At 62.5% G+C, this 12,153-nt stretch carries 9 protein-coding genes and 1 pseudogene; 5 read left to right on the top strand and 5 right to left on the bottom strand.

Annotated elements, in window-relative coordinates; all coding sequences use genetic code 11:
* Positions 1-542: pseudogene (locus E7T06_RS08930) on the bottom strand (hypothetical protein); the annotation flags it as partial.
* 136 nt (positions 543-678) lie between these two features.
* Entirely contained in the window at positions 679-882 is a 204-nt protein-coding gene (locus tag E7T06_RS08925) for a hypothetical protein (RefSeq protein WP_136365488.1), read from the bottom strand.
* 117 nt (positions 883-999) lie between these two features.
* Here E7T06_RS08925 and E7T06_RS08920 point away from each other — a divergent pair, with 117 nt between their 5' ends.
* The 4 genes from E7T06_RS08920 to E7T06_RS08900 all read left to right on the top strand — a co-directional run bounded on the left by E7T06_RS08920 (position 1,000) and on the right by E7T06_RS08900 (position 7,373).
* Entirely contained in the window at positions 1,000-1,983 is a 984-nt protein-coding gene (locus E7T06_RS08920) for an ABC transporter substrate-binding protein (protein ID WP_136365487.1), read from the top strand.
* 345 nt (positions 1,984-2,328) lie between these two features.
* On the top strand, positions 2,329-3,324 hold the full coding sequence (locus E7T06_RS08915) for an RIO1 family regulatory kinase/ATPase (protein ID WP_136365486.1): 996 nt from the start codon (positions 2,329-2,331) through the stop codon (positions 3,322-3,324).
* 435 nt (positions 3,325-3,759) lie between these two features.
* A complete protein-coding gene (locus E7T06_RS08910) occupies positions 3,760-6,495 on the top strand; it encodes an AAA family ATPase (RefSeq protein ID WP_136365485.1) in 2,736 nt (911 codons plus the stop codon).
* A gap of 98 nt (positions 6,496-6,593) precedes the next feature.
* Complete coding sequence (locus E7T06_RS08900) at positions 6,594-7,373, top strand: HD family phosphohydrolase (RefSeq protein ID WP_136365484.1); 780 nt, start codon at positions 6,594-6,596, stop codon at positions 7,371-7,373.
* Positions 7,374-7,432: 59 nt separating this feature from the next.
* Here the strand turns inward: E7T06_RS08900 and E7T06_RS08895 are convergent, their stop codons facing one another.
* Genes E7T06_RS08895 through E7T06_RS08885 form a run of 3 tightly spaced genes read right to left on the bottom strand, consistent with a single transcriptional unit; the run spans position 7,433 to position 10,649 of the window.
* Positions 7,433-8,275 carry an SDR family NAD(P)-dependent oxidoreductase gene (locus E7T06_RS08895; RefSeq protein ID WP_136365483.1) on the bottom strand — a complete coding sequence of 281 codons (843 nt, stop codon included), beginning with the start codon at positions 8,273-8,275 and terminating at the stop codon, positions 7,433-7,435.
* Positions 8,272-9,774 (bottom strand): NAD(P)/FAD-dependent oxidoreductase, encoded by a 1,503-nt coding sequence (locus tag E7T06_RS08890; RefSeq protein ID WP_136365482.1) that lies wholly within the window; start codon positions 9,772-9,774, stop codon positions 8,272-8,274. Before E7T06_RS08890 ends, E7T06_RS08895 begins: the two co-directional genes overlap by 4 nt.
* Positions 9,771-10,649: an alpha/beta fold hydrolase gene (locus E7T06_RS08885; protein WP_205750863.1), complete on the bottom strand. Its 879-nt coding sequence runs from the start codon at positions 10,647-10,649 to the stop codon at positions 9,771-9,773. The genes E7T06_RS08890 and E7T06_RS08885 overlap by 4 nt, the downstream gene beginning before the upstream one ends.
* A gap of 326 nt (positions 10,650-10,975) precedes the next feature.
* Between E7T06_RS08885 and E7T06_RS08880 the strand changes: the two genes are divergently transcribed.
* Entirely contained in the window at positions 10,976-12,091 is a 1,116-nt protein-coding gene (locus tag E7T06_RS08880) for a hypothetical protein (RefSeq protein ID WP_168733445.1), read from the top strand.
* Positions 12,092-12,153: the final 62 nt, after the last annotated feature.

Here is a 12,153-nt window from a genome sequence, read left to right as displayed (position 1 = left end):
CGGGGACGGAAGCCGCCGCCACCTTGACCGCCACGATCTCCGCCGCCTTGATAGCCGCCGCGATCTTCACGGGGCCGGTCTTCGCGGGGACGCTCCTCACGGGGCTTGTCTTCGCGGGGCTTGAATCCGGTGGTCTGGGCACCCTGCCCTTCACGCATTTCGCGCACTTCACGGCGCAGGCCACGCAGTTCTTTGCCCTGCGCTTCCAGCAGTTCCTTCAACTCGCCCAGCAAGGCCAGCAAATCATCGGCGTCGATGTACTCGTCTTCGCCCTCTTCTTCGTCATCGCTTTCGCTGTCGCCCTCGGCACTCAGGCCGCGCTCGGCTTCTTCTTCCTGTGCGTCCAGTACGGGGTCTTCGTCTGGCTCGCCTTCCAACTGGGGCAGGATGTCGCGCAGTTCTGCGGGGGTTTCCTCTGCCATAGGTTGCGCGGCCACAGCCTGCGCTTCGGTGTGCTGCTCGTTGGTGTTCTCTGCGTGCTGCTCTGCCGGATTCTGCCCGTCGGTGGGGGCGTCCATGCGCTGGTCATTGCTGTCGGTCATGCGAATACTCCTTTTTCCTGCGCCCTTTGCTGCGCTGTTCGTGCGCGAAAAAGCGTGGATCGTACCCCGTAGTCTAACACCAGTTGGGCGGCCCTTTGCTGTTGTGTTGAATGAGTACGGTCAGAAGGTGAAGAAATCAGCGCCCGAACACGGCACGCAGCAGGGGCCGCAGCAGCGCAAACAGCACCAACCCGATCACCACGCCGCACAACAGGGCCAAGAACGGATTCAGGCTCAGGCCCATCCACAGCGCCACAAACGCGAACACACCACCAAACGACCCGATCAGCGTCGCCAACCGCCGAGCGTTGTCATCCGGTTTCCAAGACTCTAGATCCATACCTGAGCCTGTCACATTTCCTACAGAGCAATGCCCCGGTGGGCGGCAACAGGCGAAAACGTGACATATGGGACTTCCGTCAGGGTTGAATTACCCAGCGGTCTTATACTCAGCTTCATGAAACGAGCCGTGCTGACCACTCTCGCCCTGTTTGCCACTGCATCGGCGTCGGCCCAGAATACATCGCAGGCCACATCACAGGCCGCGTCCCGCACCGTCAATATCGGCCTCGGCTACATTCCCAACGTGCAGTTCACGCCGTTCTATGTGGCCGATACGCTGGGCTACTTCAAGGCGGAAGGCCTGAACGTGAAGTATCAGCACGGCTTTGTTTCGGAATTGATGCCCCTGCTGCTGCAAGGCAAGCTCGACTTTATTGTGGGCGACCCCGAAGACGCCGTGTTTGCCCGCAATCAGGGCGCTCCGGTGAAGTACATCATGGCGATGTACCAAAAGATTCCAGTCACCGTGTTTAGCACCAAGCCGCTGAACAGTGTGGCCGACCTGAAAGGCAAGACGCTGGGCCTTCCCGGCCCCTTCGGCAGTACCTACAACGCCGTACAAGCCCTGCTGGACAGCGCGGGACTGAAAGAAGGCAGCGACGTAAAACTTGCCAGCATCGGCTTTACGCAGCTTGAAGCGGTGCGGGCCGGGCGCGTGGACGCCGCCGCCGGGTACGTGAACAACGAGGTTGTGCAGTTGCGGGCCGCCGGAACCCGCGTGTACACCCTCGATGTGACTGCCGCTTACCCGATGGTGGGGGCGGGCCTGATTACCTTGGACAAGAACCTGAAGACCGATTTGGCCCGCAAAGTGGTTCGGGCCAGCCAACGCGGCCTGAAATTTACGGTCACCGATCCCGCCCGCGCCTTCAAATTGGCTCAGCCCACCTTCGGCGCAGGCGGCGGCACACTGGATATTTTGAAGGCCAGCACCCCACTGATGACAGGTGCCTTTACCCGCATCAACGGCATCGGGGCCAGCGATCCCAGCGCATGGACGAAGGCCGTAGCTGCACTCATTAAGCAGGGCAACCTGCCCGCCGCCGCCAAAGCCACCGACTTTTATACGAATACGCTGGTGAGCAAAACCATTCGCTGAAACGTGAACTGGGAAGAGACAAACAGCGGGGGTGGCTTAGGCGTGATGCCGGGGCCACCCTCTCTCCAGTTCACGGCCTGCCCATCGACTCTACCAAATAGGGTCAAAACAGCATTCGCACCTAGGCGTGATGGCTTACCTTGCCGGGTGGTCTTGGCCGAGGCACCCCGCACCTGCTACGGTAGGGCTACACCGAAAGGAGGTGCTGCAAACATGACCGACAACATCTTTAATTCCCTGACCACTGCCCAAGGAACCCTCGCCCCTGCCCACTGGAGTGATTTTGCAGCACCAACCACCGAGAACACAGCACTACCGACCCCTTAGCATTCCGCAGGCCCGCCTATGAGCGAGCGCGGCGGCCAAGACTGGCTAGACACCGAGCTGAACGACCTCGATACGGGGCCGGAACGCAAAGAGAAACATAAGGTCAAAAAACCGCTGGGCCGCCGCAAGCTGGCTACGCTCAAAAAAGGTGCGGAGGGGGAAGCCGACGAGATCATCAAGCGGCTGACCGATTTGGGCCACATCACCGAAATTGTGGCCGAGCTGAAAAGTGGCAAAGAGGCGACGGCGTATGTGGCACGCGGCCCACGCGGAAGCATTTTGGTGAAGTTGTACCGCGAACTGGAAGCTCGCAGTTTTAAGAACGACGCGATTTACCGCGAAGGCCAGACCATTCTGGACGAACGGGCCAGAAAAGCCATGCAGAGCCGCAGCCTCAAGGGGCTGGCGATGCTGCAAATGGGCTGGGTGACGGCGGAATACGCGCACCTCTGGAAGTTGTGGAATGCAGGTCTGAGTGTGCCCGAACCGCTGGTGGGGCCGTCCCCGTTCGATTACGAGAAAACCACGCCCGCCGTGCTGATGCGCCTGATCGGCACCGAAGACGCCCCCGCCCCCCGCCTCAGCGACGCGGTACTGACGCCCACGCAAGCCCGCAGCGCTTGGGAACAGAGCCTGAACGGAATGGCCCACTTGCTCCGGCTAGGCTACGCGCACGGCGATTACAGCACCTACAACCTGCTCTGGCAACTGGATTCGCAGCAGGCCGATTCGGAGTCAGAGGCCGAACAAGACGAGAACGACATGCAGCCTACGGACACGACCAATCACACCGAGATTCAGAACGAGGAGGAAGGAACCGTGGTCATCATTGACTTTCCGCAGCTTACGACCCAGCAAAACCCCAACTTTGCCCAACTGCTGCGCCGCGACGCCGACAGCCTGAGTATGAGCTTTCGTCGGCACGACATCTACACCGACGGAGAAGCGACCCTGCGAGAAGTGCAGAAGCGTGCGCTGGGGCCTGCGCCGACGCCGCGTGTGGTGCTGCCTTAACGGAGTTCTCAGCCGCGCTGCTTGTTGCCTGTCTCTGCCTGGGCAACAAGGCCAAGTGGCCCAGAGTCGGCGCGGGATCAGAAAACGCGCTGTGTCTAGGCGGGAAACACCCAACAAAACAAGCCCGCCCTGAACTAAATCAGAGCGGGCTTCTGCTGGTCGAGGCGACAAGATTTGAACTTGCGACCCCTACCACCCCAAGGGAGTTGGACTGATCCCGCTCCGGCTTAGTTCATCCCGGATTCGCTGTACTGGTGCAAGTCCTGCTCTGATCCCGTCCCGATTTGATTGTCTGCTTACCGCTACATTGCGCCGCTGTAGCACACGCGTAGCACATAGTTACAGATACTCGAGTACTGCGCCGTCTGCAAGTTGATCCAACTCCGTTTCCTAGGGCAGTCAGCGGAGGTCCCTACGGCGTGTAGCCTGTAGCCCATGGACGAAGCCGCTTTTATTGGTCGCCGCGCAGAGCAACAACGCTTGCAGAGATTTCTAGATCAGGCCCTGACGGGCGCGGGCGGGGTGACCTTTGTGATCGGCGAGGCGGGCAGCGGAAAAACGGCGCTCGTGCAATCCTTTGTGGCCCGTACCCAGGTGACCAATGAAACCTTGCGGGTGGCGGTGGGCGAGTGCAACGCCCAGGGCCGGTTCGGCGACCCCTACCTGCCGTTTCGGGAAGTGCTCTCGACCTTAACCGGGGCGCGGCAGGCAGGCGACGTGCATGCCGGGAACAATCGGCTGAACACCATATTTGCCCGCTCGGTGCAGCTGCTGGTCGAGGTGGGTCCGGATCTAGTGGGTGCCTTCGTGCCGGGAGCTTCACTGGTGGCCAGAGTGGGCCGAACCGTGATCAAGAGCACCGGGTGGCTGGACGAACTGAACCGGCTTGGCCAACGCCAGGAACACAGCGGAGCCATCGAGCAGAGCCGCATCTTCGAACAGTACGCCAACGTGATCGAGGCGATAGCCAAGGAGCAACCCCTGCTCATCGTCCTCGACGACTTACAGTGGGCCGACGAGGCCAGTGTGGGGCTGCTCTTTCACCTATCGCGCCGCTTGGCCAGTAGTCCTGTGCTGATCCTGGGCACCTACCGCCCAGATGAGATCGCCATGGCCAGGGACGGCGAGCGCCACCCGCTGGAAAAGGTGCTCGCCGAGATCAAGCGCTACGCGGGCGACGTCACCATCGACCTGTCGCAGACCGGCGAGGCCGAGCGCCAGGCATTCGTCAACGAGCTGCTCGACGTGGAACCCAACCGGCTGGACGCGGATTTTCGCCAGCAGCTCTACACGCATACCGGAGGCCACCCGCTGTTCACGGTGGAACTGTTGCGCACCCTGCAGGAACGCGGGCAGCTCGTCCGCGATGCGGACGACCGCTGGGTCTCGGGCCAGCTCGACTGGAGTACCCTGCCGGCCCGTGTGGAGGGCGTGATCGAGGAGCGCATCGGACGGTTGGTGCAGGGAGAGCGCGAGCTCCTCGACATTGCCAGCGTTGAGGGAACCTCGTTCACCGCCGAGGTGGTGGCGAAGATCGCCGGACGGCCCCTGCGCCCCCTGGTACGGGAACTTTCTCAGGGGTTGGAAAAGCAGCACCGACTGGTAAGCGAGCGCGGCGAACTCGTGGCCGGGCGCAGCCGGCTGTCGGCCTACGGGTTCACCCATGCGCTGTTCCAGAAGTACCTGTACAGCGAACTGGGCCAGGCCGAGCGCCGGCTGCTGCACGGTGAGGTCGGCGGGGTGCTGGAGGAGTTGTGCGGCCCCGACACCTTGGAGCTCAGCCCCCAGCTCGCGTGGCACCTCGACTTGGGGGGCGAGCCGCAGCGGGCCGCGCCCTACTACCTGCAAGCTGGGGAACGCGCCGTGCAGCAGGGTGCCCCCCGCGAAGCCCGCCGCCTGCTGGAGCGCGCCCTGACCCTTGCGGACGCGGCAGACGCCGAGACTCGCTGGAAGATCACGCTCGCACAGGAGACGGCACTCCGGCTGCTGGGCGACACGGACGCCCGGCAGGTCAACCTGAACCTAATGGTGAGGCTGGCTGAATCCTCCGGCGATAAAGCCTGGCTGGCCGAAGCCTACGGGATCAGAACGCAAGTTCTCATCGATGGCGGAGTGCAGCGGGACGGACTGCCCCTGTTCGACCAGGCTATCGCCGCCGCCGCCGATGCGGGCAACGCCGCGCTGGAGGCCCAGTCCCTGGCGCGCAAAGCGGTTGCGCTTTTGCATCTGGGGGACGGGGCAGCGCACGGCGCCATGCAGCGGGTACTGGAGATGCTCGAGCACGTCGCCCCTAGCCCGGTTCGCGCCCGGATTCTGATCTTTACCCAGGTCTTCTATAATGACTCGGGGGATACCGTCCAGGCGGCACACCAGGGCCTGCTCGCCGTTCAGGAGGCCCGGCTCGCCGGGGAGCGGGCTCAGGAAATGATGGCGGCGAGTAATCTGGGAATGACTTACTCGATGCTGGGACTCTACGCGCAGGCCCGAGACACGCTCGAGGAGTCCCTGCGGCTGGCCGCTGCCGCGGGCTACCGGCGTGGGCGAGGCTATGGTCTGCAGAATCTCGCCCTTGTACTTCTCAACCTGGGCGAGTTCCAGGATGCGGAGCGCTCGGCACGGGATTCCCTCGCTGAACTGGATGGAACCGGCGACAGCTATGGGCTGAGTGGCAGCCTGATGTACCTCGGGCTCATTCTCGAGCGCACGGGCCGGCTAACCGAAGCGCATGACTATCACCTCCAGGCGCACAGGCTGGTGGAACAGTTGGAATCTCCAGGCTTTCTGGCCGAGGCCGACGCGGCACTGGCCCGCTGCGACCTGGCCCTCGGCCGGCTGGAGGACGCCGGACGCCGCGCCGCCGGGGTCTGGCGGTACCTGCAGGAGAGTCAGGGGGCCGCTATCGAGGCCCTCACCCTCGTCTACCTGAGCTGCGCCGACGTCTTCGCCGCGCAGGGCGACCACCAGGCCGAGCGACTGGCGCTGGAAGCCGGCCATCACGAGCTGATGGGGCGCGCGGAGAACATCAGCGACCCGCAGTGGCGCGAAACCTTCCTGAACAGCGTCTCGGAGCATCGTGAGCTGCGGCGGCGCTGGCAGGCCCTTCAGGTTGGGAATGGAATTAACCCGGCTGGCCCCGACTCCACAGACATTAACATCACGTTTGATGCTTAGGGCAGCCAGAAGGCACTTCAGCAGCATCGACCGCAACAATGCTGTAGACGAGTTGCGCTTCGTGAAACACGCGTTTTCTGGGCATCTGGAACTGCACCTTGGCGATCAGGGCCCGGCATCAGTTGGGTGCAGACGCCGCAAGGGTTCTGCTGCTCAACGCCTCTACCCTGACACTCGAGTACACCGCCGCGCGTGGCTTTACCACCGCACTTCAGGGGTTCACCGTCCGGTTGGGGGAAGAGTTGTCTGGCCGGGTCGCGCTGACCCGTCAGCCACTCAGTATCCCTGACTTGCAGCACGTGCTGGTGTCTCCACCCTGGCGCGAGATGTTGAACAAGCACCAGCTGATGGCGTATTACGCGGCACCGATCATCGCCAACGGGAAGGTGCTGGGCGTGCTCGAAGTGCTTCATCGGCAGCCGTTTGAACCGTCTTCGGTCTGGCTCGAGCTCTTTGAGCTGCTGATCAGTCAGGCTGCCATTGCCGTCGACAATGCGGGCCTATTTCGGGCACTTGAACACACCACCTTGGAGTTACGTTTTGCCTATGAGGAAACCATTGAGGGCTGGGCGCGGGCCCTGGACCTGCGCGACCATGAAACAGAAGGCCACTCGAGGCGCGTGACTGAACTGACGGTGAGGCTGTGCCAGCACTTGGGCCTTCCTGCGGAGCAACTGGTCGATGTGCGCCGCGGGGCCCTGCTGCACGACATCGGTAAGATGGGCGTGCCGGACGCAATCCTCCTCAAGCCCGACAAACTCACGCCGGAGGAGTGGAACAAGATGAAACAGCATCCACGCTTCGCGGTGGAGTTGCTCTCGTCCATCAAATTCCTGCGACCAGCATTGGATATCCCGCAATATCATCATGAAAAATGAGATGGCAGGGGGTACCCCTTGGGCCTGACGCCTAGACGGTCTGCCGAGCTGGTCTCGCTCTATACCCCACTGCGGCGAGCCATCAGCGAACCCACCATTCCCCAGTAGGTGCCGGGCAATAGCCGTGCCAGCACGTCCAGCACTTTTGCGTCGGTGCCGACCAGCACGCGCGGCGTCCGGCGCTCGGCGGCTCGCAGGATGATGGCGGCGGCCACCTCCGGGTCGAGACTCAGCACCCGGTTCATGGCCCGCTTTCCAGCCTCAGCCTCCGCTTCACTCGTCCCCGGCGCTGTGCGGGCGTTGTTGGCGATGTTCGTCCGAACCCCTCCCGGATGCACCACCGTCACGCCGATGCCGCGTGAGGCCAATTCATGTCGCAGCACCTCGGAGAAACCACGTATCGCGAACTTACTGGCCGCGTAGGCACTCTGTCCCACTGGGCCAAGCAGCCCATACAAGCTGGAAACATTCACGATCTGCGGGTGAAGCTCCGCGCTCAGGGCGGGCAGAAAGGCCTTGACCAGCGCCACAGGAGCACGGAAGTTGATGCTCTGTACCCACTCGAACTGCTCCAACGTGATCTGCTCGAAGGTGCCACCGAGCGCCACGCCCGCGTTGTTGATCAGCAGCGTTACGCGGCGGTGGGCGCGCAGCACGTCGTCAGCCAGCTGCGGAATCTCGGCGGTATGGCTCAGGTCAAAGGGATGAGCAGTGACGCGCAACTGGGGGTGAACCTGCTCTAGGTCGCTGGCGAGCGTGATCAGGCCCGCCTCGTCCTGATCAATAAGGGCAAGGTGGCTACCTTGCCCAGCCAGTTGCAAGGCCAACGCTCTTCCGATGCCGCTGGCCGCGCCCGTCAGCACGGCAACTCCACCCCGAAACGTGTACGGCGGAAGAATCATGCTCCGATCCTTGCTTGGGAAAGCAGAGGTGGCAGGCGCTTCGGGCTGAGCCGCCCGGAGTACAGCGCTGGGTCGAAGTGTCGCAGCGCTATACGGAACCGGGCTGCACGTTCAGGCCAGAGGGTGCTGTTGCGGCCCGTATCGTCAAGGTAAAAGGATGTGCAGCCGCCCTGCACCCACACCGACTTGCTCAGCTTCTCCTGAAGGGCCGCGTTGTAGGTCGCCTGCGCCTCGACAGTTGGTTCGAGGGCAGCAAGGTGAGAGTCGTCTATGTACGCCAGAGCGTCCAGAATGTACCCGATCTGCGCCTCGGCGATGTACACGATGCTGTTGTGCCCGAGCGCGGTATTCGGCCCCACGATCATGAACAGGTTGGGGAAGCCCGCGATCATGGTGCCGTGCAGGGCCTCCATGTGTGGTGTCCAGGCGTCTATTAATGAACGGCCCCCTGAACCAAAGATGATATTTGCGACGGGCGGATGGGTGGCGTCATAGCCCGTGCCGCCGATCAGCACGTCGAACTCGCGTTCCTGTCCATCCCTCGTGACGATGCGGTTGCCGCGTACCTCGGTGATGGCCTCGGTGACGAGTTGCACGTTGGGCTGCGTAAGGGCCGGATAGTAGTCGTCGCTGACCAGAATGCGCTTGCAGCCCACGCGGTAGGTTGGCGCGAGTCGGGCACGCAGGGCTGGGTCACTGACCTGCGCTTCCAGATGCTTGCGCCCTATAGACTCGGCAGCCTTGCGAAACTGTTCGTTGGTAAACGAGAGGAAGCGTGCCTCCGCGACGCCGAAAATCCACTGACGCTGGAGCCGTTGCAGCAATGGGTAGCGCCGGAACAGGTGCCGTCGGCCCTCGCTGGTCGCGTGATCCATACGCGGCACCACCCAGGGCGCGGTGCGCTGGAACACCGTGAGCTGCCCCGCCACCTGTTGCACTTCGGGCACGAACTGAATGGCCGACGCGCCCGTACCGATCACCGCGACCCGTTTCCCGGTCAGGTCAACAGTGTGATCCCAGCGGGCCGAGTGGAACTTCTGGCCCTGAAAGCCGCCTAAGCCAGGGATGTGCGGCCATCTGGGTTGAATCAGCGGGCCGTGACCAGAAATCAGTACACGGGCGGTGTAGTCTCCTCTGCTGGTCTGAATGCGCCACAGCGCCGCGCCCGCGTCCCACTCGGCCCGCTGCATCTCGTGTCCGAAGCGGAGATGGGGACGCACCCCAAACCGGTCGGTGGTAGCCTTCAGGTAGGCGAGGATCTCCGGCTGACGGGCGTATTTGTGCATCCAATCGGGATTCGGGGCAAACGAGAATGAATACAGGTCGCTCTTGATGTCGCAGGCACAGCCCGGATAGGTGTTGTCGCGCCAAGTGCCGCCGACTTCGGAGGCGCGCTCAAACACTACAAAATCTTGTACGCCGCGCTGCTTTAGCCTGATCGCCATCCCCAGTCCGGCAAAGCCCGCGCCGAGAATGGCGATGTCTGTGTGGATGGTCATGAGGTGTTCTCCTGAATGCTGTGTTCTTTGATGAACCCAAGAACGAGGGTGCTGAATTCCTCGGCCCGTTCGACCTGCGGAAGGTGCCCGGTGTTTTTGAAGAGCTGGGTGCGGGCGTGCGGATAGGCGTTCTGGGCAGCGCGGAGATGGTGGGCCGGAAGGATCTGGTCGTGTTCACCCCAGACGATGAGGGTGGGAAGTTGCCGCGCTGCGAGTTGCTCGATCAAGGTGCCCCGCCAGTCTGGCCGAAGGCCGCGCCAAGTCCCGAGATGCCGGGCGACGCTGAGATAGGCGCGGCTGCGGTTGGGCTGCTCAGCCACCAGTGCGGCGTGTCTTAGGCGCTCTGGTGTTACGAAGACCGGATCGTGGAAGATGGCACGCACGACTCGGGCGCTGCTGACGGGATGCGGACGCAGCAGCCACTCACCGAGGCGGGGAACGGTCAGCAGGCGCAGCCAGGGGGTGACTTCCGCGCCGAATCCTGCGCTGTTAACCAAAATAAGTCGGGCGGTGCGCTCCGGGTACATCACCGCGAACTGCTGGGCCACCGCGCCCCCCAGCGAATTGCCGATCAAGGTGGCGGGGCGCGTTTCTTCGAGAGCGTCGAGGAAATGCTTGACGAACCGGGCAAGGCCAGCCAGCGAGTAAGGAACGTCGGGCTTGTCAGTCAAACCAAAACCAATCAGGTCGAGGGCGTATACACGGTGACGCTCGGCCAGCAGCGCGACCACCTCATCCCAGTCCTCCAAGCTCTGGCCGATACCATGCAGCAGCACAAGAGGCGGGCCATCACCGAGGGCAAGGAAGCGGGTGCGAACGCCGGAGACGCTCAGGAAAGTGGGAGTTGGGGGGGCAATAGGTGGGGGATGAGGCACAGAAACCCTCCAGAACGGGTACGACTAAGGATGAGGGCCATTATCCGAGCTTCCGTTCAGGTTCTCAACACCTTCTACAAACACCAGTTACCTTGAACCTCACTCATAGGCTCAGGGGTACAGCACCAAGTCGCTGAACTCCAGACTGTTGGCACCACGCACAAAGCTCTGATCCAGTTTGCCAACGGAGCGGAAGGCCTCCAGCAAGAAAGGTCTTCTCGTTTTGCTTGTGCGAGACCACGGCTCGCCTCGTCTTGATGGTTCTAGCGGTTTTTCTGGTACGCAAAGCTGATGTATTCCAACACAGGCGACTCCATATTTTGTCCTTGAGCGTTCTAGAGGCGACGTTGAGTGCCCGGATCATCCCGCACCGTCCCGGTATGACTCCGAAAGCCCCCTTAACGCCTTTCATCGCCCCTAATTCCAGCCAAAGCACCAGCACACAAATCGGAGATCTCCCCTCTTTATCTCCTGTTACGCCGACTTCTTCACCCCACGCCGCCACCCTGCTGCCCGATGAGCTGCGGCACCTCGTGGCGACCCAGTGGCCTAACGGGATTGAGCGTTTGGAGAAGGCAAAGCTGCGGCTCTTGGTGTGCAATGAGGTGCCCATAGACCGCCTGCTCCCGATTGAGGTCAGGCAGGACTTTCTACTGCGGCCCTACCTCACCAATGTGCGCCGCTGCGGACTCGTGAACTTCTGCCCCGTGTGCCGGGAGCGCATCCTGCGGCGGCGGGCAGCCCGGTGGCGGCGCGATGCCCATGAAGTGGCTCGGCGTGGCGGAGTGGTCTACTTCGTCACCCTTACGTTGCCGCACCATCAGCGCAGCTTGACGGCGGGCCTTGATCTGCTGGGCGAGGTGAAGAAGAAAACCTTCGCGTCGGGCAAGGCTGCCGTCTCGCAGAAGGTGCTGGGCTTCTTGGGTTTCGCCTACCAAGTAGAGACTGTCTACGACGGGGTTCGCGGCTGGAATCCCCATTTGCATGGGCTGATCTACTGCCAACGCCCCGTACCTTGGTTGGCAACGTGGCTGGCCGACCGCTACTCAACCGCTCTGGAAGGCTTGGGGGTGGGGCGCTGTCCAGGGGCCGCCACCATCGAAGAGGCCCAGTCGATAGACGCGGTCGTCAATTACGTCCTCAAGCTCGGTGAGGCTGAGCAAGGCCCTCTTGAGCTGGCCTTAGCGGGAGCGGCGGGCAGTGCGAAAGCCCGTCAGTTGTTCGGAGAGTTTGTTCAGAGCGTGCACGGCCAGCGACTGACCTGCACGGCGCGGGGCCTCTCGAAGTATCTCAAGCGTCGGCAGGAGGCCACCGACCAAGAAATCAACCTCCGGGACGGAGCGACCGGGGCCGTGCTCCACAGCTTCTCTCGATCAGAATGGCAGCAAGTGGTAGAATGTCGCCTACAGTCGCAGGTCTTGTCCACCCTCGGGACGAGATGAATCAGGGGCTTCCCCGTTCCCTGCGGGGAATACGGCGGCCCCAAGTTGGGGGGAAACCCGAT

This window comes from Deinococcus sp. Arct2-2 (assembly GCF_004801315.1).
In the GTDB taxonomy this organism is placed as follows: domain Bacteria; phylum Deinococcota; class Deinococci; order Deinococcales; family Deinococcaceae; genus Deinococcus.
Note: the sequence above shows the minus strand (reverse complement) of the source record. Positions and strands in the feature narration are given on the sequence as shown.

Coding starts and splice junctions, on each gene's coding strand:
- E7T06_RS08925 (WP_136365488.1), bottom strand. CDS start 882: ATGGATCTAGAGTCTTGGAAACCGGATGACAACGCTCGGCGGTTGGCG.
- E7T06_RS08920 (WP_136365487.1), top strand. CDS start 1,000: ATGAAACGAGCCGTGCTGACCACTCTCGCCCTGTTTGCCACTGCATCG.
- E7T06_RS08915 (WP_136365486.1), top strand. CDS start 2,329: ATGAGCGAGCGCGGCGGCCAAGACTGGCTAGACACCGAGCTGAACGAC.
- E7T06_RS08910 (WP_136365485.1), top strand. CDS start 3,760: ATGGACGAAGCCGCTTTTATTGGTCGCCGCGCAGAGCAACAACGCTTG.
- E7T06_RS08895 (WP_136365483.1), bottom strand. CDS start 8,275: ATGATTCTTCCGCCGTACACGTTTCGGGGTGGAGTTGCCGTGCTGACG.
- E7T06_RS08890 (WP_136365482.1), bottom strand. CDS start 9,774: ATGACCATCCACACAGACATCGCCATTCTCGGCGCGGGCTTTGCCGGA.